The sequence below is a fragment of the Bdellovibrio sp. KM01 genome (assembly GCF_013752535.1).
Taxonomy (GTDB): domain Bacteria; phylum Bdellovibrionota; class Bdellovibrionia; order Bdellovibrionales; family Bdellovibrionaceae; genus Bdellovibrio.
In genome coordinates this window covers 2,654,725-2,679,968 of sequence record NZ_CP058348.1, presented here as the reverse complement: position 1 = coordinate 2,679,968, position 25,244 = coordinate 2,654,725, and the positions used below count along the sequence as shown (strand labels likewise).

23 protein-coding genes are annotated in these 25,244 nt (G+C 45.4%); 8 read left to right on the top strand and 15 right to left on the bottom strand.

The features are described 5' to 3' along the window. Positions 1 to 34 precede the first annotated feature (34 nt). The 5 genes from HW988_RS13010 to lnt all read right to left on the bottom strand — a co-directional run bounded on the left by HW988_RS13010 (position 35) and on the right by lnt (position 7,962). Complete coding sequence (locus HW988_RS13010; protein ID WP_181604675.1) at positions 35 to 1,783, bottom strand: hypothetical protein; 1,749 nt, start codon at positions 1,781 to 1,783, stop codon at positions 35 to 37. 91 nt (positions 1,784 to 1,874) lie between these two features. Beyond that, positions 1,875 to 2,378, bottom strand: coding sequence for a hypothetical protein (locus tag HW988_RS19170; protein ID WP_255490010.1), 504 nt, complete (start codon positions 2,376 to 2,378; stop codon positions 1,875 to 1,877). Between the two features lie 205 nt (positions 2,379 to 2,583). Further along, positions 2,584 to 4,020: a lipase maturation factor family protein gene (locus tag HW988_RS13000; RefSeq protein WP_181604674.1), complete on the bottom strand. Its 1,437-nt coding sequence runs from the start codon at positions 4,018 to 4,020 to the stop codon at positions 2,584 to 2,586. A gap of 17 nt (positions 4,021 to 4,037) precedes the next feature. Beyond that, entirely contained in the window at positions 4,038 to 6,371 is a 2,334-nt protein-coding gene (locus tag HW988_RS12995; RefSeq protein ID WP_181604673.1) for a Smr/MutS family protein, read from the bottom strand. Next, positions 6,349 to 7,962, bottom strand: coding sequence for an apolipoprotein N-acyltransferase (gene lnt, locus HW988_RS12990; RefSeq protein WP_255490009.1), 1,614 nt, complete (start codon positions 7,960 to 7,962; stop codon positions 6,349 to 6,351). The genes HW988_RS12995 and lnt overlap by 23 nt, the downstream gene beginning before the upstream one ends. 33 nt (positions 7,963 to 7,995) lie before the next feature. Between lnt and HW988_RS12985 the strand changes: the two genes are divergently transcribed. Beyond that, positions 7,996 to 8,847: a hypothetical protein gene (locus HW988_RS12985; protein ID WP_181604671.1), complete on the top strand. Its 852-nt coding sequence runs from the start codon at positions 7,996 to 7,998 to the stop codon at positions 8,845 to 8,847. 31 nt (positions 8,848 to 8,878) lie between these two features. On the opposite strand, the gene HW988_RS12980 is transcribed toward HW988_RS12985, so the two are convergent. The 4 genes from HW988_RS12980 to HW988_RS12965 all read right to left on the bottom strand — a co-directional run bounded on the left by HW988_RS12980 (position 8,879) and on the right by HW988_RS12965 (position 13,153). After that, the gene (locus HW988_RS12980; protein ID WP_181604670.1) at positions 8,879 to 9,532 is read right to left on the bottom strand and encodes a UDP-N-acetylglucosamine acyltransferase; all 654 of its coding nucleotides are present in this window, start codon (positions 9,530 to 9,532) and stop codon (positions 8,879 to 8,881) included. Then, on the bottom strand, positions 9,504 to 10,991 hold the full coding sequence (locus tag HW988_RS12975; RefSeq protein WP_181604669.1) for a hypothetical protein: 1,488 nt from the start codon (positions 10,989 to 10,991) through the stop codon (positions 9,504 to 9,506). Before HW988_RS12975 ends, HW988_RS12980 begins: the two co-directional genes overlap by 29 nt. Continuing rightward, positions 10,988 to 11,716, bottom strand: coding sequence for a glycosyltransferase family 2 protein (locus HW988_RS12970; protein WP_181604668.1), 729 nt, complete (start codon positions 11,714 to 11,716; stop codon positions 10,988 to 10,990). Before HW988_RS12970 ends, HW988_RS12975 begins: the two co-directional genes overlap by 4 nt. Before the next feature lie 69 nt (positions 11,717 to 11,785). Beyond that, positions 11,786 to 13,153, bottom strand: coding sequence for a S8 family peptidase (locus HW988_RS12965; protein ID WP_181604667.1), 1,368 nt, complete (start codon positions 13,151 to 13,153; stop codon positions 11,786 to 11,788). 116 nt (positions 13,154 to 13,269) lie between these two features. Here HW988_RS12965 and HW988_RS12960 point away from each other — a divergent pair, with 116 nt between their 5' ends. Continuing rightward, positions 13,270 to 13,779, top strand: coding sequence for a hypothetical protein (locus HW988_RS12960; protein WP_181604666.1), 510 nt, complete (start codon positions 13,270 to 13,272; stop codon positions 13,777 to 13,779). Between the two features lie 11 nt (positions 13,780 to 13,790). On the opposite strand, the gene HW988_RS12955 is transcribed toward HW988_RS12960, so the two are convergent. From HW988_RS12955 to clpS, 4 genes are all read right to left on the bottom strand, one after another. After that, a complete protein-coding gene (locus HW988_RS12955) occupies positions 13,791 to 15,878 on the bottom strand; it encodes a lytic transglycosylase domain-containing protein (protein WP_181604665.1) in 2,088 nt (695 codons plus the stop codon). A gap of 48 nt (positions 15,879 to 15,926) precedes the next feature. Beyond that, positions 15,927 to 16,826, bottom strand: a complete 900-nt coding sequence (gene htpX / locus HW988_RS12950; protein ID WP_181604664.1) for a protease HtpX — start codon at positions 16,824 to 16,826, stop codon at positions 15,927 to 15,929. 99 nt (positions 16,827 to 16,925) lie between these two features. Further along, the gene (gene clpA, locus HW988_RS12945; protein ID WP_181604663.1) at positions 16,926 to 19,256 is read right to left on the bottom strand and encodes an ATP-dependent Clp protease ATP-binding subunit ClpA; all 2,331 of its coding nucleotides are present in this window, start codon (positions 19,254 to 19,256) and stop codon (positions 16,926 to 16,928) included. Continuing rightward, on the bottom strand, positions 19,253 to 19,597 hold the full coding sequence (gene clpS, locus HW988_RS12940) for an ATP-dependent Clp protease adapter ClpS (protein WP_142700932.1): 345 nt from the start codon (positions 19,595 to 19,597) through the stop codon (positions 19,253 to 19,255). Before clpS ends, clpA begins: the two co-directional genes overlap by 4 nt. 261 nt (positions 19,598 to 19,858) lie before the next feature. Here clpS and HW988_RS19210 point away from each other — a divergent pair, with 261 nt between their 5' ends. From HW988_RS19210 to dnaJ, 3 genes are all read left to right on the top strand, one after another. Next, positions 19,859 to 20,434, top strand: coding sequence for a type IV pilin protein (locus HW988_RS19210; RefSeq protein ID WP_181604662.1), 576 nt, complete (start codon positions 19,859 to 19,861; stop codon positions 20,432 to 20,434). Between the two features lie 11 nt (positions 20,435 to 20,445). Beyond that, positions 20,446 to 21,141, top strand: coding sequence for a lipopolysaccharide assembly protein LapB (locus HW988_RS12930; RefSeq protein ID WP_255490008.1), 696 nt, complete (start codon positions 20,446 to 20,448; stop codon positions 21,139 to 21,141). Positions 21,142 to 21,430: 289 nt separating this feature from the next. After that, the gene (gene dnaJ / locus HW988_RS12925) at positions 21,431 to 22,537 is read left to right on the top strand and encodes a molecular chaperone DnaJ (protein WP_181604661.1); all 1,107 of its coding nucleotides are present in this window, start codon (positions 21,431 to 21,433) and stop codon (positions 22,535 to 22,537) included. Positions 22,538 to 22,577: 40 nt separating this feature from the next. Here the strand turns inward: dnaJ and HW988_RS12920 are convergent, their stop codons facing one another. Beyond that, the gene (locus HW988_RS12920) at positions 22,578 to 22,916 is read right to left on the bottom strand and encodes a hypothetical protein (protein WP_181604660.1); all 339 of its coding nucleotides are present in this window, start codon (positions 22,914 to 22,916) and stop codon (positions 22,578 to 22,580) included. Between the two features lie 189 nt (positions 22,917 to 23,105). On the opposite strand from HW988_RS12920, the gene HW988_RS12915 reads away from it, so the two are divergent. The 3 genes from HW988_RS12915 to HW988_RS12905 all read left to right on the top strand — a co-directional run bounded on the left by HW988_RS12915 (position 23,106) and on the right by HW988_RS12905 (position 24,819). Further along, positions 23,106 to 23,318, top strand: coding sequence for a hypothetical protein (locus HW988_RS12915; RefSeq protein WP_181604659.1), 213 nt, complete (start codon positions 23,106 to 23,108; stop codon positions 23,316 to 23,318). A 228-nt stretch (positions 23,319 to 23,546) separates the two neighbouring features. Continuing rightward, positions 23,547 to 23,993: an LEA type 2 family protein gene (locus HW988_RS12910; protein WP_181604658.1), complete on the top strand. Its 447-nt coding sequence runs from the start codon at positions 23,547 to 23,549 to the stop codon at positions 23,991 to 23,993. A 193-nt stretch (positions 23,994 to 24,186) separates the two neighbouring features. After that, on the top strand, positions 24,187 to 24,819 hold the full coding sequence (locus HW988_RS12905; protein ID WP_255490007.1) for a hypothetical protein: 633 nt from the start codon (positions 24,187 to 24,189) through the stop codon (positions 24,817 to 24,819). A gap of 2 nt (positions 24,820 to 24,821) precedes the next feature. Here HW988_RS12905 and HW988_RS12900 read toward each other — a convergent pair whose 3' ends face one another. After that, positions 24,822 to 25,184 (bottom strand): zinc ribbon domain-containing protein YjdM, encoded by a 363-nt coding sequence (locus HW988_RS12900; RefSeq protein WP_181604656.1) that lies wholly within the window; start codon positions 25,182 to 25,184, stop codon positions 24,822 to 24,824. Between the last annotated feature and the right edge of the window lie 60 nt (positions 25,185 to 25,244).

Below are 25,244 nucleotides of genomic sequence, written 5' to 3'. Positions count from 1 at the left end.
ATGTTTACTACTGGATTTTTCTAAAATTAATTGATTACTTTGTTTGCGCTTTTTTCAGGTCATCATCGCTTACTAGGGACCAAGTCTTCCCACTGTTCTCCGAACGCATCAGAGCGTTGTTAAGATACGGGGAAATAAATTCGGGTTGTCCCTTAGTATCTTTCACCAGATAGGGTGGGTACGGTCGCATGTTGCTGTACTCCACATATATATTGTCTTTGCGATCCATCGACATCACCTGGTACCAGTGAGTGTATTCAGGAGCATTTGGATACACCAGCACTCGTGCTTTGTTCCACTGGAAGGAGTTTGATTTTCTGTCGAACTTACCATTTTGATAAACGAGTGCACCGAAGTATTCGAAATCGAAAATGTTCTTATCATGCATCCACTGGCGGTAAACAGTGTGAACCGTATCATCGGCACCAATCATCATCGAGATGTAGGTTTGACTGCCACCAGTCCAAAGCGGGGAGCTATAGTTTGATTTGTATCCGGTATCAGCCGTATTCATGGGTTCTTCTTTGCTCCACTCCGAGACGGAGTCAGGCTTTAAAGAATATGCCGAAGTAAAGTGAGAACCATGTCCCCCGGATACGACGATCAAATTTCCATCCCACGTGCGAACAATTCCCGGTTGGTTGTGGGTGTCGTTCACCGGCCATGATTTAAGAACAGCTTTCTTGGTGACCTTTTTGGTTCTTAGGTCATATTCCGCAACCCAGATCTCAGAATAGGGTCTGTTGCTTTGGTCAGGTTTAGGAATAATCGGGTTGCCCTTTTGATCAAGCTTAGGCACGAAGTCGCGATTAGCTTCCAGCCACGTGACAAAATATTTTGAACCAGAACGAATGATCTTAGGCGAAGAGCCGCTACGATAGCCGATCTCTTGAGCGCTAAGACTCAGGAGTACGGGTTTTTCAGCGACCAGTTTTCCCTGAGAGTTTTTAGAAACAGGTTGAAGATAAAGTTTTCCTACCGTTCCGAGCCAGGAATATGTTTTCTCAAAGCCCGGTAATTTACCATCGCTTAAGAAGTACAGCATTGCGGGCGGTCCACTTAAAGGCGCACGATTGTAAGGGCGCTCTAAATCGTAATGCTGTGGAAGGGGACAGTTGTTGGTGCCGAGGACTCTGAAAACACAAGCCGTGTCTTTTGTTCCTACCAGTGGCAATGCGGCCCAGTTCAGTCCCTGGTCATCGGAATACATCATCACATAGGATGTATCTTTATTAAACACCGTGGTTTTCAAGCGAAGCACCGTGTACATGCGATCGGATTTGTCGAAGACCGCCATTTTCGGGTCCCATAAAATATCTTGAACGGAATTTAAAATAATATCCTGGGACTTTTGATCATAGAACGGAAGCAGCTGACTTGCCATGAAAGGGAAGTGAGTCCACGAGCCATCGCGAAGTGTTTGAAAGCCATTGGCAACAGGGACTGTCTGTTGGCGATCATTATAACGGAAGTAAGGACGATTTTTAGAGTCAAAGCTAGGTGAGGAGACTGAATAGCTGGGATGCCATTTGAAATCCTGGCGCTCATGATAAGGAGCAATGAAATCCGTTGCCTCTTTCAGTGACCTCATAGGTTTTTTCTCAAGCTTATCAGGGCTTGGGAAGGCTCTTAATTTGAGAGTTTCGAATTCAATCTTGCTGGTGCTGGCAAGATCTTCGCTGACGGTTTTTCTGGGAGAGAAATCAGAGTACTTCTTACCCGAAAAATATCCAATAACAAGGGCCACGCCAATACTGGCAACAGTGTATCTTGCTTTACTCACGTTCATATCCTGTATTTGGAGTCATATCAGAATAGTTTGAACGATTTTCGAGCAGAAATCCCCCTCAAAAAGCTTTGAGGGGGTCCAGTTATTATTCGTTAGATGTGGCTGGTTCGATCAGCCGAACAGTTAAATTGTAGACCGAATCACTCTCAGAAGGAGCTTCCAGGTCTTTTGCTAACTGCTCTTGGAAGGTTTTAATCTTCTCTAAAGCGTGAGCATACTGTTCGCGTTTGATCTGGATGGCGATATGAGCGCCTTCAGATAAACCGCTGAGATCCCGAGTTTCGATGGTACCCATCAACTCGGTTCGAGCCTTGACTCGACGTAAAGCCATCTCTTTCATCACAGCGCTGCGCGCGTGTTCAGAGAGTGCTAAGTCGATAAAGTACTCTTTCTCTGGTTGTGAAAGATTCAGTCTCTCCGCCAGATTAATCGCCCTAGCTTCTGAAAGCCCCATTTTACGATTCAGTATTTCACTGAGTCGTGAGCTGGGCATTTCCAGGTCTCTGGCAAATGCTCTGAGCGAATAAGACGGATTCTTTTTTTGACGTCTTTCGAGTTCGCGTAAGATAAAGTCCCGATAGTTGTGCATGACTACCTAGCCTTTGGTTAGAATTTCCCCTAAAAACCATTTTGCGAGTTTCCAGGAAAAATCTCCAATTTATTTTTGGTTCCGTTTTCTCTTGATACGACCACTTGATTTTCAAGAAGTCAGTGCTCGTGAGAGTGAAAATACCGTGTGACCGTTTAGACAGCTGTCATTTTCCTAGTCACCTGGAGAAGGCACTTTAAGATACTTAGGACTCTTCGTCCCTCTCAAAAATGGGAGAATACGGGGAGGCGTGGCCTCGTTTCCACCATATTTTTTGCGATTTTAGCTCCTCCCACGAGCTAAAGAGATAGTTGTAGCGCACAAAGCGCAAGAGCTTCGGTGCTTTTCCGTTAAAGGGATCTTTCTTTAAAAGCTCCTGCACATCGGGACTTTCATCAAAAAGTCGCGTCACTAGATTTTGCAGCCAGAGGTTTTCATTGAAACTTTCCAGAGCTGCGAACCACATTTGCCAATCCAGGCGCGGTTGAAAAGGTGCTATCACCGTCGGGCGATGGGATAGTTTCGTGGGCTTATGCTTAAATTCATACTCAAGCCAAGTGTTCCCATCATTACTGCCTTCAAGAACGATCTCGGGGCGAGTTTTTGTCATCACCGCAAAAAGACCATAGGGATTCGTGATTCTAAAAGGAAAAAGAAAGCGCATCCATGGAAGCATGAAATCCAAAGACTTGCTGGTTTCAAAAACGGTTTTGTAAATCCAAAACAAGTTTCCGGGAAGAAGAACAACCAAAGCCACCACGGCGATTTCAGTGGAAACCCCGACAGGCAATATCCAAGAGGTGCTTTCAAAAATCCAGAAGGGATCGGTGATAACGGAGGCACACAGCCCCAGAGTCAGTAAATTAAAGAATGCAAAGTTGCCAGTCAAAATAATCAGAACTTGCAGCAAAATGAGTAGGCAGGCAGCAATAAAGCTGACAGGCCCCGGTACAAAAATAAAAAAAGGCACGATGAGTTCGATGAAAAATAAAAGAACGCAACTGAACTTTTGAAAGCTCAGGGGAGCCTTTTCCAAAAGCCAGGCGATTGGATTTGGTAAGGGCTGGGTCCAATAATGAAATCTTAAGGCAGTGAAGTTCTTCCAGTCTGGATCTTTGTTCGCAAGCTTCACGACTCCGGATGAAAACATCAGTTTAAACAGCAACACCCAAACTAAACCCATTACCATGGGATGGATTTCATAAGCCGCGAAAGGTCGCCACTCGAATGTGAAGGGTGCAAAAAATAAAGCGATGACCCCTAGCTCTAAAAGGAGGTTGTCCCATTGATAGGACAAGAACACCTGTCCACAGCTGCTAAAAGAAAGATAAAGCAGCCAGCAAAGAAGCAGCATCCAGGTTTGGCTAAATCCCAAAAAGGCCAACGTCGATGCCAGCATCCCAATCATGCAGGCGGCTTTTAAAGTGAAATCCCCCGAAGCAAACCAAAAAAGAGACGGAAAATGACGAAAGCGAGAAGCGCCTAATTCTTTGTCCAGAATGTTTAAAAGATGATCGATGGAAAGAATCCCACGGGAGCCAAAAAGACCCAGGACTTGAACCGATAAAGAAAGAAACGCAACAAAGTAAGTCAGTGCGAGGGCCTTACTTACCACCCAACTTGCAATAAGGTAGTGATTCACAAGACCCTCCTCAGAAATTAAGATTCACCGATTTCTGCCCAAGTGATACCATCGCCCCCATTTTCCGGTGAGCCTGCTTTCCACTTTTTGACATACACCGATCGAGACAAATAAGTCCGTACCGCTTTCTTTAAAGCTTCCGTGCCATGACCATGAATGATCTTTAAACGATCTTCGCGGGTGGTGGCTGCTTTATCGAGTGCCACTTCAAGTTCTTGCAGGGCCTCTTCCACAGTTTTTCCTCGTAAATCCAGGGTGCGATCGTCATCCGCCATAGATACGGAGAATCCGCTGGATCCTTTGCGAACCAATTGCGACGTCGGATTTTGAGGTTTACCCGGTAAACGTAGATTTTGCCAATTCACCTGCAAACGCACGGAACCGGATAAAATCATCAAGTCACCTTTGTTGTTCGGCGCGCTTTGTACGATACCGTCTTGATTCAACGTCGGAACAAAAACTTTTGAGCCTGGTGGGAATTTTTTAGCAAATTCCTCCGCCGTCTGTGGGGCTCCTGCCTGAATGATCGGTTTTGCTTTCACGATTTCAGGAAGCTGATATTTGATTTCTTGCAGGGCTGCGTGACGTTTGAAAGTTTCTGCCACCTTCGCCTGAGCAATAGCTTCTTCAACTTTGCGTTCCGCTTTTTTAACGGTGCGCTGAAGCCATTCGTCTTTGTCTTTGTTAAACTGACTGAGTAAGCCTTCGTACTTGTTCTTAGTTTCAACGGCTTTCTTGGTTTCTTTGCGCAAATGTTCCTGAAGAATCGCGATATCGCTTTTCAGCTGCTCGATTTGTTCCAAGCCTTCAAGGCGGGCGCGAGTGGCAGGGGCCAGTACGTCCATCGCTCTTTGAACAATTGATTGTGCAACGCCCACGCGTTTTGCGGTTTGAATCGCAAGTGAATCACCCGGAATCCCCGCCAAGAATCCATAAGTCGGGCGGCCCGTTTTTGGATCGTACTCCATGCTTCCGTTAAGGACGCGACTTTCCTCATCCCAACCGGCTTTTAAGGGGCCTAAGTGAGAAGTGATAACTGCAAACACGTTATTGGCCGAGAATTCTTCAATGAAGGCACGAGCCAGGGCACTTCCTTCTTCCGGATCAGTGGATCCGCAGATCTCGTCAATCAGGATTAAGTTCTGGTGGCCTTTCACTGAAGCCGCTTTTCCTAAAATTTTCAAATGGGCTGCGAATGTTGAAAGCTCTTCGTCAACACTTTGGCTATCACCGATGCCGATTAAAACATCTTTAAAGAATGGAATGCGTGAAGTTTCACTTGCACAAATCGGAAGTCCACAGCGGGCCATTTGAGCGGCAAGGCCAATGGACTTAAGCAGCACGGTTTTACCACCGGCATTGGGACCGCTTAAAAGCAGAATGCTTTTTTTGCCATCAAAAAGAACCGTATTGGAGACAACATTTTTTCCACTCAATTGCAAAAGAGGATGACGAACTTCGATCAGTTCCATCGTGTCTGTGGAAAATTCAATCGCGTGACCATTGATTTGATTTGTGAACTGCGCTTGAGAGAAGCGGACGTCGCCTTCCTCCATTAAAACACGGGTGCTTTCAATGTCGGTCGCTTGTGAAGAAAGATAGTGAGAAAGCTCTGTTAAAAGTCTTTCGATCTCGTCTTCAATTTCAGCTTCCACTTGGCGTAAGCGGTTGTTGGTCGGAATAACTTTTTCGGGCTCAACGAAAACAGTTTGCTTGCTTTGGGATGATCCATGGATCACTCCCGGAAGTTTGCTTTGCATGCCAGCGCGAACGGGGAGAACCCAACGGCCATCACGAGTCGTGACGAATTTATCTTGGATCACGGTTTCCATCTGGTGATCTTTCACCAGGCGATCCAAGGTGCTTTGCACTTCACGAGCCAGGCGCTCTTTTTCTTTAAAAAGATTATAAAGTTTTTCACTTGCGTCGGATCGAATCTCTCCGCCGGGAGTAAGGATCTGGTCTATCGCTGATAGGGGCTCTTCCGCGTCCATCAAACTATCGTGAAGTCTTTTGGCCCAGGTGTTTTCAATCGGTGCCAAAGCTTCTTTCAATGCCAAGGCTTCCATGCAGAAGTTTCGCACGTCTTTGATTTCCAAAGTTTTTAGAACGGCCTTCTTTTTTAGACGCGCGATCCATGCGGAATACAGATCCAAACTTTGCATGTAAGGGCGTACACCCTGATTTAAAACTTCTGTCGCATCGGCAATTTCTTGAAAGCTCACGTAAGCTTCATCAGCGGAGTCGAGCGGTTTCATATCGAAAACGGCTTCGCGTCCCACTTCACTTGTGGCGTGTGATTTAATTTTCTCTAGAATTTCTGTCCAATCAAGGACGGCGAGATCTTGCATGAAAGACTCCAGTTAGAACGATGCCGAAAAGCGCGAACAAAAGAATGATCCAATCCAAGTGGCCCCATTTCACATAGGCCGTCAGCGGAGCATCCTTGCGGTATTTTACAGTAAACTGCCCCGACCATTCTTCATGAATAGGAGAAGTTTGTTGAAGGTCACCATTGGCCCAAATCACCGTGCTGATTCCCGTGTTGGTAGAGCGAATCAAGGGGCGACGGGTCTCGATAGCGCGAGCCAAAGTCATGTACATGTGCTGCTTGGGTTCAAAAGTCTTTCCAAACCAAGAATCATTGGTCACGTTGACCAGGATGTCAGAATTTTCTTCAGCGAGGCCGCGAGAGAATTTTGCATCCAATCCTTCGTAACAAATTTGACCACCCAAGTGAATGCTTTCCGTTGGGCGGTTCCAAGACAAAGCCCGCGGGCCACTGCCTCGGCCGAAATTTGAAATGAACGGAAGCCATTTCAACAAAATCGGAAACTTTTCGCTTAAAGGCAGGTATTCCCCAAAAGCTAAAAGATTTGTTTTCAAGTAAGGTGCATCCAGGTTGTTACCTTTGGCATCTATCAGGAATAAGGCATTGAAGGTCGCTTCATCGCGGTGAGGATCTAAAACGGGGCTGCGCGAGTAAGCGCCTGCCAGGATCGGGCGATCAAGGCCGGTCATGGCGCTCGCAAGAATTTGTGTGTGCTTGCGCGCTAAAAGTCTTTGATCCAAATAATCTGGGAACGCGGTTTCTGGCCATACGAAAATATCCGTGTCAGGAAATTTCGCAAAAGCTTCCATGGTCATGGAAGTGAACTTGCGAGTGATGAATTCTTGAGCACCGCGGCCTTGTTCGGCCTGAATTTTTTCGGAGTTGCCAATGTTGGCTTGGATCAGAGTTGTTTTGAACTCGCGATCGAAATGATCCCACGGAGCTTTGTGAAAGTTGCCGGCCGCGACCAGAAAAACCAAAACCAGGGTCAAAGCCACGATTTGGATAAGGCTTTGGCGTTTTTGGCGAAAGCTCAGCCAGATCGACGCCACCCAGGCGTTAGTCAGCAAAATCAGTGCGGAAAGTCCCGCAAAGCCAATCACATCGGCCCATTGGTAAGCCGGGATGTGGGCGCCGATCAAAGTGTACCCTAAGTGCCAATCAAAGATGACCGGCGAAATACGCTCGAGCAGCGCATGCAGCAAGGCAATTGAGAACAAGGCTTGGGTTCTGGAGAGTTGGAGTTTTCGCTGCAACCAAACTCCCGCGACGGCTGCTGCGGGAATGTAGAGATGCATGAAAGCACAAAAAAGTAGCAGTGCCGTGTAGGAAACTATCCAAGGCATGGCCCCGAATTCGTGTGCAGTGTAGGCAATCCAGTGAAAACCAATGGCAGAAAGCACAAATTGCGTCAGCCATCCACTCCAGAAAGTACGTTTCAAAGAGAGTGAATTATCGTCAGTGACAGAAATCCAGAGGGGAACATAGCAGAAAAGCAAAGCCCAAGGTGGAAAGGGAATGTAGCTTGTTCCAACCAAAATTCCCGAGAGTAATGCCCAACGTAAATCGAAGGCTTTGTGCTTGAATAATTGAACGGCTTTCTTCATCATGGTATTAGTAACACAAAGAGTGAGTGAGTCCACGTGAAATTGAAAGTTCGATGCCCATCATGCGCTAAGTTGTACGAAGTTGCGAGTGAAGATATTCACTCGGAGACTCCGGTATTTCAGTGCATTTCTTGCGACAATCGTTTCGGTTTCGATTATCCACCAGTAGATGCTGGCAACGTGCTAACGTTTATGGTGGAAACTCCGGGGAAAGATCAGTCCAACGCGCAGCAAAACCAGAGAGTGACGGCAGAAGAGTTACTTGCTTCCTTCAAGGAAGAAACGGTGAGTGCTGTCGTTGAACCCACGGCAGAGCAGGTGCAAAGCCAGGAAATGAAATCTTGCCCAAAATGTGGAGCTTTGAACGGTCGTCGTGCGCAGGAGTGTTACTCTTGTCACGTGCTGTTTGAGCGTTTGGAAGGTCTTCCTCAAGATTCGAGTTTGCGTGCCCAACCAAGTTTGGTGCGTAAATGGAAAAACGTTTTAGAAAACTTCGAAGATATGAATCTGCACGAATCTTTCATCAAAAGTTGTGGGGAGCTTGATGCTTTCCGTTTTGCGATGATGAAGTACGAAGAGATCAAAGCCGCTCAAGGCGGCGATGCCCTTTGTGACCAGATGATTGCGCGTATTAACAGCATGATGATGGTGGGGATTTCGCAAAAGTCGACGATGAGAGTTGAAAACCCAGCCCACGCGGACCGTCCGAAATGGATGAAGTGGGTTTACATCGGTCCTTTTGCGTTAAGTGGTCTTTTGATTCTGTGGGGTATGTTGAGCCTTGGTCACCGCAATCTGGTCGGTGTGGGCGTAGCCCTGGCCTGTATGGCAGTCGGCCTGATCGTGATGATCCGCGGTCGACTCTCGCTTTCTGATTTCATGGATTAAAAACAAAAAAGGCAGTCTTTGGACTGCCTTTTTAGTTTTTTGCTGCTGATAAAGCGGCTTGGAATTCTCTATTAAATCTTTCGATATCTTTTATATTTAGATTGTTCTTCTTAATCGCATGTTGGTTCTCTTTTAAGAATCTAGCTGGATTTCCTACGTAAGTCTTTGTTGGTTCGATGAGGCTTTTTTTCGTAATCACGGTTCCCATGCCAATCATAGAATAATGACCGACAAAGCTATATTGGTGAATTGATACGTTGAGCCCGATATTAGCGCCTTCAAATATCGTACAGTGGCCACCCATGGCCGCATTTCCGGAAAGGGTAACATTGTCTCCAACGATGCAATCATGAGCTACATAACTAGCATGAAGCAAGCTTACATTGTTACCAATGATCGTGTTTCTAATTGTTCCAGAATTTACAGTCGCATATTCGCGAATGATGCAGTTATCGCCGACCTCTACGGACTTGAAAGTTCCGTGCCAAAAATCTTTGTGTTCTGGAGGGGTTCCAATAGAGCAATGCGCTTCAAGTCTATTGCCGTTACCTATAACAACGTCTTTGCCAATTATACAGAAGGGACCAATATAATTGCCTTCACCTAGCACAGCGCTTTCGTCGATGATTGCAGTCGGATGAATTTGATTAGCGTGTTTAACGTTTCTGAGGCTTGAAATAGACAAATTGTGCTCCCTCATAAAGTTTCTCAAAATACTGACTTTTTGCAAAGAGGGGGGCTTCATCTTTAATAATAGCGAGGCAAAAGTCCGGAACCATTTTATCATTTTGGAGTATTGCGGACTCAAGATTCTGAGTCCAATCTGATAACTTCTGTCCCGCAATGATTCTGGTAAAGGCAATTTGGCTTCCAAGGGTGCTATTGCCGTAGAGAGCGCGAAGATATGATGAGTATAGTTCCTGCGAATATATGTCGAAATTCTCCATCAGCCCTTGATAATCTGTAAATGCGTTTGACTTTAGATTTTGAGCTTCTTTAGGTATTACGAAAGTATGGGAAGATTTGCATGAATTTGCTAGCGGCGAATCGCGCAATTCATTTTTTACGATTCTAATTTTTAAATAGTCGTCGTTTACAAAGCCAGACTCCTTAAAACTAGTCGCGTAGTTGAATTTGGATGCGAAAGGTTCATGGGTAAAGAGAAAATATCCCGTTGCTAGAATGAGGATTTTACCTCGTAAGTCAGGAAAAACTTTAAGATTCAAAAGTAGATAAGGTAAAAGCAAATACGAAAAATTTGAAACTTTGGTTGCGTAATAGCTCGGGGTAAAGAGATTCATAGTAAAGATAGTTAGAGCAAGAGAATAAATGGCAAATGAACAACTAACTATCCCGACGGTTTTGTTTATGGAAAATATTTTTCGAATAAAGAATATCACAAAAAGGTAGGTTGATATTTGCAATACAGGTGAAGTTATCATCGGGCCAATCAAAGATGATCTCTGAAAAGGAACCCACATCAAAGCTATCCACGGAAAAACGAGAAGCAGACGCCAGCGGCTTCTAAATTCTGAAGGTGAAAATAGAATGACAGGAATTGTCCATATCATAAAGTCAGGATAACAAAACGCACTCATTAGAAGTACCGCAACTGCGCACTTAATCCATCGGTGTGTGAATAAATAAACCGAAATCGCTATCAGAGCCTGCGAGAGTAATTGTGAATAAAATGCTGAATCTACGGCAGATATAAAGAACAAAACGTAAAATGGAAATATAACTAGTGTGGCTAACAGTATTTCAGGCCAATGCTCTTTTTTAAATTTATCAAGAAGAATGAATATAAAGACCAATAAGACGGATAGGCAGGACAGATCCATGATCAGAGCATAGGCACCTGGAAGTGGCATGCCAGCTTTTTCAAGTAACCATGCTAATGTGTGAAACCCTAAAATCCCATGATATATGGGTAAATATTTAGATACAGCATGCTTTCCGGCGCTGGCATCTGATGCAATTGGAAAAATATTAAAATCTCGAAGATGTTCGCTAATGTTGAGGTGAGTTGCGTAGTCGGCGCCTGTTGTATTAACGCCTTGATTTGGCGATAGGTATCTGCTTGGAAATATAAGACCAATTAAAGCGAAGCACAGAAAGAGGATACCGAACTTAATCCGTCTCATTGGCGAATCTTAAATCTTAAGTATATAAGTGGCTTCATCATTGACCACCAGTCAACAAAGGGACGAATTTTACTTTTTCGATTCTTCCCTAGGTGGCTATATTTTATCGTCACAGGAACTTCGGCGATCCGAAGCTTATTTTGGCAGGCCCAATAGTGAATGTAGTATTCTAATTCATAGCGAGAAAGCCACAGTTGATTGATATCGCACGTACCGTTAAATAGAAAAGCAATTTTATACGCTCGAAATCCGCAGGTGATATCAGAAAATCTGCGACCTAGTAGAAGGGTGCAAAACGTAGAGAAGATTGGAATTGAAACTCTTCTGAATATAGTCAAGCCGGGTGAGTTTCCGCCATCTACAAAGCGACTTCCTGTGACATAGTCGGCAGTCCCGTTGATGAGGGGATTTACGACAGTTGGTATTTCGGCGGGAATCATCTTTCCATTGGAAGACATAATCAGCACTGCTTCATATTGATGTGCCTTTGCGTGTAATATGCCCGTTCTTATGGCGGCACCGACACCTTGATTAACAGGATGATGAAGTGTTTTGATGTTTGATTGAGCAATAATCTGCAGGGAAGCGTCTGTCGAGCCGTCATCTACAATAACGGCATGCTCTAAAGGCCAAAACCCCTTTACGGTTGAAAGGAAGTTGGTAATTTCATGAGACTGATTGAAGTTTACAATTACCAGCAATATAGATGGGCGATTAGACTGCATGGTAATATTATTGCAGACGATTTATCCCATCTCCATGACTCGATTTTTGACACAGCCTTAGGTCTGGCTTTAGAAGTTGTCGCCGTCTGTGCCTTTAGTACCAACTCGACTCGGTTTTGGTTTATTCCCAATCGCATTGAGAAGCGAGCGACCAAAGCGGCTGACGTCATTTACGGCAGCACCTGCTGGAGCCTCGTTCGGATCGCCGCCCATTTTCTGCATGCTATCCACATTGACGGTGACTACTCCTGAAGCCGAAACGCCTTGATCTAAGATCGTTAGAGCTTTGTAGAGATTCAATTGGCGTGATGTGCGAGTTTTCGATGCCAGCTGAGTTTGAGCATCGCCAGTCGCCAGGATGTACTTTTTAACCTCCACGGCAGTTGAAGCACCTTGTTTATTCGCCATTACCAAGACGGCAGCGCCCGTTACGAAAGCTGTGGCCTGAGAGGTACCGGTCATGTAACCGTAAGAGTTCCCTGGTAAGCAAGACAAGATGTTTTGCCCTGGGGCTGCGATATCTACAGTTTCAACACCATAGTTCGAAGAGTTCAAAACTTGAACGGATGGATCGTAAGCCGTTACCGAGATGATATTGCTAAGTTTATAATCTGCAGGATAGTAGTGATGCTGGTCAGAGTTGGAGCGCTCATTGCCAGCCGCTGCAACAAAGAGTATGCCGGCTTTTTCCGCTTCTTGAACGGCATCATGTTCTTCTTGGGAAAATTCAGTACCACCCCCAGAATAGTTGATGATCTTAGCGCCCATTTTTACGGCGTACTTGATTGCTGCCACTGTGTTTTTTAAATTATCGGTGTTAGGTACTTTTGGATCGTAGTACTTTAATACCATGATGCTCACTTCGGGAGCGATTCCAGTGATGCCTTTACCATTGCCAGCTTCAGCACCAATGATCCCTGCGATGTGAGTTCCGTGACCGTGATTGTCGTCGAGTTTATTGTTATTAGAGACAAAATTCCAACCATGAACGTCATCGACAAAGCCATTGCCGTCGTCATCGATTCCATTGGTGGCTTTGTTGCGGCCTTGAGCGTCTTTCCCAGTTTCGCCTGGATTTAACCAAAGATTTTTATCCAAGTCTTCGTGGTGTTCGTCGATACCGGTATCGATAACGGCGACAACAATGTCTTTACTTCCACGGGTCACAGACCAGGCGCGAGCAGCATCAGATTTTTTCAAACCCCATGCTTGGCTGATGGCGGGATCATTGAATAAGGCACTTGGTTCATCTTCGACTCTATCTGTCTGCGAAGTGATTTTAGAGGTCTCAAAAAGGCGACCCTCTTTATTGAATTTGCTGGAGCTTTGGGAGCGTGAAGGGGAGGAGGCATCTGAAAAATATAAGTATGCACCCAGACCGCCAAAGAAGATCACGCCGACAGCACCTGATGCTAACAACCACTTGCGAGAAAACATGAAGATTCCCCTTTCTCCAATGGGCTTATCGGCAGAATCCAGTCGAGGTGTAGTAGAAAGCGTCGCCTCAAAGTGAGACAATTAAAGGTGAGTCCAGCTCGACCGATGAGGTGAATATGAAATACTCATTATTGTTGATGCTTTGTGGTTTTATGGGTGCCTGCTCTTACCAGCCGGGTGGTGGCAGTGGATCAGCCGATTTTGGCAGCTTAAGCAGTGACGTGACTTACCACGACCGCCAGGACGGTCTAGCCACCGTGAACGGTGAATCTTTGTCTATTTATAGCAAAATATTTCTGAAAGCTGATGGCAGTCAGTTCACATATCAATCCGTGCAGATCGTAAACGGCGTTCCAACCCTTTGTGAAATGACGGGGACGTGGGATGCGGAAGGTGGCAATGAAACTTCCTCACTAGAAAATGAACTTGTCGCAACAGTAACGGGTGGAACGGTTTCTCCAAAAACCATTCGCTTCCCATTGCGTCAAATGGACGCTACGACCTTGCGTTTGCAGTTAACTTCCGGGGATTCAACGGTGACCGATTTAACGAATCAAGATATAGCACCGATCGAAGTCCCTGATGTAAGTTCCGCAGGAACCTCGACGGATTGTGATTGGCCTTAGGCTCTCAAAGATTACTTTTTTAGCCTTAAAAGATCTTCAGGAAACTTCACTGCAGATTGACTGTGAAGCAAGCGATCATAGAACACATAGTTTCTCATGGTTAGCTTGATGTATGCTCGAGTTTCTTCATAAGGAACCTCTTCAATAAACTCGACAGCATCATCACGATATCGAGTTTTTAACCAACCGCGTATGGCGGAGTCATTGGCGTTATAGCCGGAAACCGCAAGGATATATTGATTGTTGTACTTCTTCATCAAAGTCTTAAGTTCAAATGCGCCGAGTGGAATATTGATCTCAGGCTTATAAAGGTCCAAAGCTTCTTTATATTCCAATTTGTAAGTTGCGGCGAGGTTCTTCGACACACTCGGTAGCAGCTGCATCAATCCAAAGGCGTCAACAGGGCTGCGCGCCTCAGGGTTAAATGCAGATTCCTGTCGAATGATCGCATAGATGAACTCCTGTGGAATTCCACTCTTTTCAGAAGCACCAGCAACGATGTCGCGATAGGGTTGAGGGAATAAAAGATCGGGATGGTCATTTAGCAAGCGATCCTTTACTTCCGGTTGCAGTGTTCCAAGGGTAGAGAACAACGGCATGTAAAGCCCTGCGCGAGCATAAGCTGAAAACATCGTCAGCCACGTTTTTTCGGAAGTAATACCAGCTTTCTTGAGATCGTCAGAAGCTTGGTTCAACGCTTTTTCGGCAAAGGGCTTTTCGTTAACAGCAATCAACCATTCAATTTGCAGGCGAAGGCGCCCTTGCAGTTCATCCAATCCCAAAATACTTGCACTGGCAGAGTCTTGTGCATTGCCTTTGATGGCTGGATATTCGCGGTTGAGTTCGCGGTAAGCCATCATTCCGTAATAACCCAATGGATCTTCTTTAATAAGGCTTTCAAGTTCGGTCGTGGATTCAGCGGTTTTATTCGAATTTTTTAAAGCACGGCCCAGCCAAAACTTCGCGCGCATTTTATCGGAAGGATCTTTAATGGTGTCGCGCATTTGTTGCAGGCTTGCTGCTGCTTCATCAAAGCGTTGCAGTTTGTAGTAGTTCCAGGATTTCAACCACGCCAATTTGTCACGAAGTCCGGCTTGGCTGATCGGCTGCTTATAACTTTCTTCATAGAATTCCAAAGCCTTTTCGAAATGGCCTTTTTCTTCCTCGATGCGTCCTTGGATAAAGTACACTTCATCCATTGGATAAATGCCGCGAAGCTGACGGTTGGCTTCGGTCAGGGTTTTTACCGCCATTGATGTTTGATCTTCAGTCCATAGTGTTCGGGCAAGCAGGACCAGGGCATCGTGATAGCGGGCCAAAGCTTTGCGATCTTTTTTATTCTCGCGATATTGTTTTTTCGTCGTGTTCACAAGCTCAGACGTCGCGTTGATGTAATCCTGGCGACGTTGCGCAACCTTGTAAGTCATGCGGACGTTTTTGGTCGCCTGGAATTTGTCGTCAGTTGATGCTTCTTTGGAAGACAGAATCTTTTTATAGACTCCAAGAGCTTCGTCGAAATCGCGATTGAATCGGAAATCCATGGCCACGGCACTGAGTTCTTTGAAGGGCGGCGTGGGATTTAGACGAGGAGAAATTTTGTATAGCTGGGCTTGAACCTCTACCACGTATTCTTGTGAATCGATTTTTTTGGCGGCGGCCAAAGCCTTTTGAAGGTAATCTTCTTTTTTCTTTTTGTTGTTTTCAACGCCAGCCTTTGCCAGGTAGGCATGCAGATCATCTTTCAAATCCGATGTCTCTAAAGATTCTTTAAGTCTGATGTCGGCAAATAAATCCGCATACCAAGGATTGATACTCTCCGGAAGCGTATTTAGTTTTTCATCAGCCGGGCAGGATTCATAGGCACGAAGCAAAGCCAAATCTTTGATCGGAAAATCCTGGTGATTTGAAAGCTCTTTATAATTTGCGCAGGCAAGCTTCGGCGCAGATGTTTTCTTTTCTGCAGCCTCAAGATACAGACGAACCCATTCCGGGTTGTCTTGCGGTATCAATCTTTTTTCAAAGCGAGTGTCTTGGCGCGAGGTGGTCGCGCAACCCATAAGAACTGAAAGAAATGAGAGGGCAATAAATAAACGAGGCATGAAATAAGCTTAAGCCTGTTCATGCCTCGTAAGCAAAGAAATTGAAAATTACAGACGACCGCCGCGTTGAAGCACTTCGATGCGAACCTCAAGCGGTGGGTGAGTCATCATAAGTCCAGCCAAGCCGCCTTTGTCGCGGTTGGAAATCATTAGCGTCGCTGTTTGACCTTCTTCTGGTGGAATTGGCAGATCATAAACTGTGCGCAGCTTTTCAAGGGCTGCAATCATGTTCTCACGTGACGAAAATTTCGCCCCGCCAGCATCTGCACGAAATTCTCTTTTGCGAGAGAAGTAGTTTACAACGAATGATCCCAGCAACGTAAAGGCGATGTCACCAATGATAACAACGGCAAAGTGAACAATGCCACGAAGTTTTTCATCGACGTTCGAAGCTATGATATTCGCCAAAATACGAGAGAAGAACATCGCAAACGCATTCACGATACCTTGGATCAAGGTCATAGTAACCATGTCGCCGTTTGCGATATGCGCCACTTCGTGGGCAAGCACGCCTTCTAGTTCTTTCTCGTTCATTCTTTGCAAAAGACCTGTAGAAACCGCTACCAAAGAGTTGGATTTAGAAGGGCCTGTTGCAAAGGCGTTGATATCTGCTGATTCATAGATACCAACTTCAGGCATTTTCGGAAGCTGTGCGCGACGAGCGATGTCATGCACCGTATTCACCAAATGACGAAGTTGTGGATTTTGATTGTTGGGTTCAATGATTTGAACGCCATGAAACATCTTTGCCATCCATTTGGACATCATCAAAGATATAAAGGCGCCACCCATACCCCAGACAGCACAGAATACCATCATGTACGGGATGTAGTTGTTCAGTTTGTTCAGCCCGAATACGCTGCTGATAATAGACCAGACGATACCGATGGTTACCATCACCATCAAGTTGGTCAGAATGAATAAACCGATGCGTTTAAAAAAAGACATTTTTTAACTCCTTTAAGAGACACCTTAATTTTGATATCTCTCCAGGAATTGTCAATATGCGCACCTCTTCAAATCTGTTAAGAAGAGGTGCTAAAGCGACTACGTTGTAACTGGCTGTTTTTGATTTTTTTGACCCTGTCCACCGTTGGGAGTGGTGCTAAATTGGAACCGCAAAATGTCCTTGTCGAGCTCCACATTGACACGTCCACCATCCATCAAGCGTCCAAAAAGAAGTTCATCAACCAAAGCTTTTTTCAGATGTTCGTCGACTGTTCTTGCCAAAGGACGGGCGCCGTAAACTTTGTCGAAACCCTTTTTCATCAACCATTTGATCACATCTTGAGAGACATTCATTTCTACTTTTTTCTGTAGAAGAACCATTTTTAATTCATCCACAAATTTCTGAGTGATTTTTAGAACCATTTCGTCAGAAAGATCACGGAATGAAACGACTGCATCCAGGCGATTGATGAATTCTGGAGCAAAAGTCTTTTTAATCGCATCCATCGAAAGAAGGCTGCGATTTTCTTCCACGAAACCTATTGTTCCGCGTGCAGTTTCTGCTGCGCCCGCATTGGATGTCATTACGATGATGGCGTTCTTAAAGTCTGCAACGCGGCCATTGCTATCCGTCAAGCGACCTGCATCCATTACTTGCAACAAGATATTGTTGATATCAGGATGAGCTTTTTCGATCTCATCCAGTAAGAGCACGCAGTAGGGGTGTTTACTAACGGCTTCGGTCAGTAAACCACCTTCTTCATATCCCACGTATCCCGGAGGCGCACCGACCAGGCGAGAGACCGCATGTTTTTCCATGTATTCACTCATATCAAAGCGTTCAAAATGAACACCCATGATTTGCGCTAGCTGACGACAGACTTCGGTTTTACCAACGCCTGTCGGGCCAGTGAAAAGGAAGCTGCCGATAGGTTTGTTCGGGCGACCCAAGCCGCTGCGAGCAAACTTGATACTAGCCACGAGGCGATCGATGGCGTCGTCTTGACCAAAGATAAGAGCTTTGATTTTTTTATCCAGATCACGTAATTGAGTTTTTTCGGTGGAAGAAATCGTCGCAATCGGAAGTCCCGTCATTTTAGCGATTGTTTCTTCGATCTCACTCGTGTCAATGCTGATCTCTTGAGTGGTGCTATCTTTTAAGCGAAAGTGGGCTCCGGCTTCATCCAAAACGTCGATCGCTTTGTCGGGCAGGAGTTTTCCGTGAATATGTTTTTGGGATAATTCAACTGCCGCGCGTAAGGCTGCATCTGAATACTTCACATGATGGAAGTCTTCGTAAGATTTACGAAGACCCGTCAGGATGCGAATGCAATCTTCATTGGTAGGCTCGTTGATGTCGATTTTCTGGAAACGACGGTTCAGGGCACGATCTTTTTCAAAATACTGACGGTACTCCTGATGAGTGGTCGAACCAATACAGCTGATCTCGCCATTCGCAAGTGCGGGTTTTAATAAATTCGACGCATCCATCGAGCCGCCGCTGGTAGCGCCAGCCCCAACAATCGTATGAATTTCATCAATAAAAAGAATCGTATGAGGACGTTTAGCGATTTCTTTTACAACCGCTTTTAAGCGACCTTCAAAATCACCTCTAAACTTTGTACCAGCCAGCAATCCTCCAAGATCCAAGGAATAGATCACTGCAGATTTCAATTTTTCTGGAACTTCTCCGGCCACGATCTTTTGCGCCAGACCTTCGGCAACGGCAGTTTTACCCACTCCGGGTTCACCAATCAGTAGAGGATTGTTCTTAGTACGACGGCAAAGAACTTGTACCGCGCGTTCAATCACATCTTCACGACCAATCAGTGGATCTAGTTTTCCCGCTTTCGCTTTTTCATTCAGATTTACGCAGAAACTTTCAAGGGGAGAGCCGCGGCCCTCTTCGAATGATTCTTGGTTGTATTCTGAAGAACGGGGGGCGGCCGATGGAGGAACATCGTGATCTTTTCCATCTTTTGTTATGCCGTGAGAAACATAATTAATAATATCAAACTGGGTAAGCCCTTGGCGAGCGAGGGCAAAGGTCGCATGACTGTCTTGTTCGTAGAACAAAGATATCAAAAGACTGCCTTCACTGATTTGATTTCGACCAGCACTTTTCATTTGAATAGCAGCTCGTTGAATCAAACGGTGGCAGGCCAAAGTAAACTCTGGATTCCAGGAATCAAATCCACCGTATGAACCCAGTTGTTCATCCGTGATTTGTGGGATTCCCACTTTCAAATGTTCGCGTAGATCCTGACGAAGGCGTTGTACGTTCACCGCACAAGCTTCCAGAATTTCCACCATGACAGGGGACTCTGAAAGAACCAACAGGATGTGCTCAAGGGTTACGAACTCGTGGCGATTGCGTTTTGCGAGTTCTGTGGCTTCAGCTAACTTGCGTTCAAGCTCGCGGCTCATCATGGTTCCTCCTCCAGTGTGCTCTTAAGGGGATTCTGATTAAGTTGGGCGAATTGATTTACTTGCATCACTTTCATCTCAGCTATTTCTAGACTATAGACTCCTGCGACACCAGCGCCTTTCTTATGTACATCTAACATGATTTTGGTCGCTTCTTCCTCTGATTTCGCAAAGAACCGACGCAATACAAGAACGACAAAGTCCATAGGAGTGTAGTCGTCGTTCAGTAGAATCACTTTATACATCTTCGGAGTGTCTAGTTTTGGGACGAGCTGGACCCCAGCTTCTCCCTCCGGAGATGAATATGGATAGTTCCCGTTTTTATTTCCGTTATCATTTGCCATATGGATCTATTCTACCTCTTGTCTCAGAATGGGCACGATTTTGATGATGGCAAGTCCAGGGGAGAATAAAAAGCTAGAGCAAAGTCTCGTCTCATTTTCGCTCACAACTCATGGTGTATCAGAAAACAAAATTCCGTTTCCATGAAGTCACTTTGGTTAAGAGGACTTGATTTCAAGGTTCAGCTTTGACACACTTATGTCGATAAGCAATAGGTCAGTTAAAACGTTTCATAAAAATAAAAAGACTAATGGAGGTCTTAAGTGAAAAGAACTACTAGAACGTCCCAAGCGGGCTTCTCGCTCGTAGAGTTGATGGTCGTTGTGGCGATCATCGGTGTGTTGGCTGCGATCGCCATCCCATCAGTAAATAAGTACATCGCAAAAGCGCGTCAATCAGAAGCGAAGACAAACTTGGCTTCACTGTATACGTCTGAAAAAGCATTTTATGCTGAGTACAGTGCGTATCACTCTATGTTTGGTGCGGTTGGATACTCTCCTGAAGGTAAACTTCGCTATAACGTGGGCTTTACCGCTGCGGGCGCAGGTATTGCCGGGGCTGCGAATGGTTATACAAATCAACCGACGGCAGCTCCGGGTACTGCTATTACGACACTTGCATATTGCGGAACTACTGCAGCTTCATTGTCTGCAAATGGTTGCATGATTTTGAACGGTGCGGATAACACTGTTCCTGCACCGCTTTCCGGTGGTGCTTTCCAAATCACAAACAATCAATTCCTGATTGGTGCTCGTGCGATCATTTACAAATCCGCAGCCGATGTATGGTCAATTGACCATAATAAATCTTTGACGAATCCAACTCCTGGTATCAACTAAGAAATCAGGTCGTGAATTCGTTCAAATTTATGAATTTCAAAGCAAGAATCCCAGAATTTATTCTGGGAATTCTTGCTTTTTTTCTGTTATGGATTTCGGCGACAAACCAACCCATATCACAAACCTCAAAACGTGCCCTGATTCGTCCGCCCGAATACATGGATAAATTTAGCTTTGGTTTTAACGAAGCTATTGCTGATTCGCTCTGGATCAGAACAATTCAAGACTTCGATTACTGCGAGAGCCAGACTGGGAAAAATATCTGTGTGAATAATTCCTGGCTTTATCACATGCTGGATACAATTACGAACCTTTCCCCTCATTTTAGAATTGCCTATGCGGCAGGGGGATTAGCACTAACTATAATTATTACCGATGTTGACGGGGCTACAAAAATTTTTGAGAAAGGTGTTAAAAACTTTCCTAAGGATTGGCCGATCATTTATCGAGCAGCATATCACTATATTTATGAAGTGCACAATAAAGAGCGGGCTGCAGAACTACTCATCCAAGCGGGAAAAAATGGTGCGCCACCTTGGGTATACTCCTTAGCCGGGCGTATGTATTCTGATAATGGTCAGATTGAGTTGGCGGAAAAACTTCTTGAAGAAATGATCAACGAAAATCACGATAGTGTCATCGTCCAGAGACTCAAAGATAAAATCTCGTCCCTTAAGGAAAAACTGCAAACAAAAAAACAGAAGTAGTGGGTCAAAGTAAATGACTCAATTTCCAGAATTTGCACGACTTCCTGCTTAAATTTTTTCCAGAGTCATTGGATTCCTAATGTCACGGTTTGGGGGTTGTTACTCCGGGGAGCAAATATTTGGGTAAAATCCCTTATGAGACCGGTATGTTGCAGTAGAAAGCCCTGACTTTATTGTTAAACATCGAAAAAAGTCCGATACAGCGCTGTCTCTGAGCTTGACGGCGGCGCAGATAGCACCATATTTTTAATCATTAAAAATTGCGCGTAATGTTAATGGTGGAACCCGCATGGCTCGAAGAGACTTTTACGAAATTCTAGGCGTTGAAAAAGGCGCTGATCAAGACACAATCAAAAAAGCTTATCGCAAGATGGCGATGCAGTACCATCCTGATAAAAATCCCGGCAATAAAGAAGCTGAGGAAAAGTTTAAAGAAGCAGCCGGTGCTTACGAAGTTCTGAGCGATACACAGAAACGCGCTCAGTACGATCGTTTCGGTCATGATGCTTTTACCAGCCGTGGCGGTGGGGGCGGTGGCTTCCAGGATGCAGAAGATATCTTCTCGCACTTTGGTGACATCTTTGGAGACTTGTTTGGTGGCGGGGGCGGGCCTCGTCAGCAGCGTCGCAATCGCAATGAGCCACGTCGTGGTTCTGACCTTCGCTATGTCACCGAGATTCAACTGAAAGACGTGATCTCGGGCCTTGAAAAGGAAATCGAATTCGACACCGACGAAAATTGCAAAACGTGTAACGGCTCTGGAGCTGAAAAAGGTTCCCATTCAGAAACTTGCCACACTTGTGGTGGTTCAGGTCAGGTTGTGCGTTCCCAAGGTTTCTTTGCTATGGCTTCCACTTGTCCAACTTGCCATGGGCAGGGGACAGTGGTGAAAAATCCATGTAAGCCATGTAAAGGTAAAGGTCGTACCTCTGTTCATAAGAAAATTCGCCTAAACATTCCTCCTGGTGTCGACACTGGCACACGTCTGCGTGTCGCAACGGAGGGTGAGGGTGGTTACATGGGCGGACAGCCTGGTGACCTTTACGTTGAAATTCGCGTGAAACCCCATAACAAGTTTGAACGGCGTGGAGATGACCTGATTGGTGATCTTTCTGTACCGTACGTGCAAATGTTGTTGGGTGGTGAAGTCGAAGTTCCCACAGTCACGGGCAAAGCGACTGTGGAAATTCCTCGTGGGTGTGAAAATGGCGACAACGTGAAGCTTGCGGGTGAGGGGTTACCATCACTCAGAGGAAATCGTCGTGGCGATATCTACTATCATGTGAGTGTCGAGTTCCCGGATAAGCTAACTAAAGAAGAAGAAAAACACCTGCGAGAGATAGCTAAAGAAAATGGCCTAAAAGTCAGCGCAGCTGGAAAAAAACTTTTCGGATAAAACTTAAAACGGTGCTTGCGGAAATAGTTCTCCGCAAGAATCAATGCTTCTCCTCTGAAGGAGATTTCATCTCCTTCAGATCCCCATAAACATCTTCAAATTGTGGAACCACGCGGCCGCCGTCGGATTCAAAGCGGATTTCGGCACGGCGGATTTCGTCGACCGCGTGGAATTGGTTGTCTTCTTCGGCCAGGGCGGCTTCGAAGCGGGATTCAGCGTCCTCATGCTCTAGATGATATTTGTCGGCGAGTAAATCAATCACCGCATGTTCGTCGCCTTGAGTGGCTTCTAACTCCTCGTCGGAAATTTCATCCCAACGACGGTGGACCATGGCTTTAACAACTTCCCAATTCTCGTTTGCAAAAGGTGTGGTTTGCATAGGTGACCCCCTGTTTCCAATTTTACTCCAATTGATCGCAGACACGTTTTGTTTTTACTCATAATTTAATTAGAAAATATTCCTATTCATCTGGGCGAAGACAGAGAACTACTCGCACCTTCGTCTTGAAAAATGCTCCATCGAGTAAAAATAGGCCTATGATGAACTCACATAGGAACGGAGGCATTTATGGCAACCCGTGACACCAACTCAAAACAACAATCAAGTTCGAGTAGTAACCGCAGTGTGGGCAGCACACGCGATAACTCCTTTAACGTTGATAAAAAAGCAGGAACAAGCAGCCGAGATATTAGTTCTGGCTCGGGTTCACGCAAAGGCACTTCCAATCTAAACTCTTCCAGAAAATCTGGGAGCAGTATGATGGAAGACGACGAAGAGTAATGTGATACTCGGACTCGTTTAAATAATAATAGGTTTCGAAGCTGCGCCGTTCGCTTCTGAATAGAAGACAAAAGCAGTTTCGCCGAGAGGGCTATTCCAGAATTTCAGGACTTGAGCCCTCTCGGAGCATTTTAATAGGCTGATTTTTTATCTTAGAAAAGCCTTGTCGTTTTACAGCTGACAGTGCCGGTGATCATTGCCATGATAAACCCGGGCACGGAGATGTGAATGAAATATATTGCAGTTATTCTCATGGTATTTTTAAGCGGTTGCAGTTATCTGCAGAAGCGTTATGCGCAAAAACCCGAGATCGATCTCGCGCAAATTTACTTTCAGGATACGACGGCTCTTTCGACAACGATGGTTTTCGTTTTGAGCGTTAAAAACCCCAATAAAATTGATCTAAATGTCGAGGAGATGGCTTACGAAATTCAACTCGACGGAAAAGAATTTGCGAAAGCGCGCACGGAGAAGAAAACCAAAATTCCTGCTGGTGAAACTGCTAAGGTCGAGGTCCCTTTGCCTGTGAACTTTTTAAAAGCCATTGGCGGTATCGCCAAAGTTTTAGGTGGCGAGGACGTGGGATATCAAATCGATGGAAGCGCGAAAGTCTCGGGCTTCACCATTCCCTTTAATGAAAAAGGCCAATTCAATATGAACGGCCTTAAGAAGTAGATTCCCAGCAAAAGACTGATCAAACTCTAGACACCTAAGGTTTAATTACAAGGTGTACTGAGTGTAAAGTGAGCGGGGCTTTGAGAAATGATATAGAAAGGCAATGATGGCTTTTTCTGTGCTTTTGCTCAGCATATCCGTACTTTTGGCTCCTGTCCTGACTTGGGCGGGGGTAAAAAACATACGTCCTTGTATGACTGAACATATTCGCGAAGCCATGATGCTGAATAAACAGCGTAAGCCTCTGTACATGCAGCTCTCTCACGGCCAGTCGAAAACCGTTTCCGATAAATTGATTTGGCTTGAGCGTAAATTGCTGCTGGCTGTTCCCTTTGCGGATGCCTGGGCAGCTCCGTATCAGGCCGCGGGCATTCAGATCCTGTGTCAGGATCTGATCGAGATGTCGGAAACTCCAAAGTTTCAAAACAGAAATCCCGAAGGCGTTGATTCTTTGCACGGCTATCGCCGCCCCAATATCACGGCCATTCAATCCCGTTTATTAGAACTCTTTAGGGCGAAAGCGTATTTGCCATTGGCCGAGTATGCCGATAGCGAAATAAAAGATCTGGATCAGAAACCCCGTTATAACTGTATGGTCAGACATATTCTGGAATCTATTCGTCGCATGGCTGCACTAACACCCATCCACGAACGAAACGCTCTCGCGAAGAACATGCTCTCGACAGAGATGCTTTCGCGCACTATTTTAAGAACACACATTATGCTTTTAAATGATTTTGCGGAGATCGATGAGCTCGCGGCGCCTTTGCAGGCGAACGCGTTGCCAATTCTTTGTCAGGATGTTCCGTATATTCCTTGGCCGTAGCTTTAGGCTTTTTTGACGAATTCAGATTTCAAATTCATCGCACCAAAGCCATCGATTTTGCAAGCGATGTCGTGACCGTCACCACCGTCTTGTAAACGGATGTTCTTAACTTTCGTTCCCACTTTAACGACGGACGAAGACCCTTTGATTTTAAGATCTTTAACCACGACAACGGTGTCGCCATCCTGAAGGATGTTTCCGTTGGCGTCTTTGTAGACCTTAACGCCAGATTCCTCAGAGTCAGCTGCATCTGCGGATGCCGCATGAGCGCTCCACTCGTGTGCGCACTCTGGGCAAACCCAAAGGTTGCCATCTTCATAAATATTTTCCGAACCACATTGAGGACATTTGTTTTCGCTGCTCATGAAAAACAATGTGAAACATAATGCCTTGATATTCAACACTTAATTCTTTCAGCATTGTAA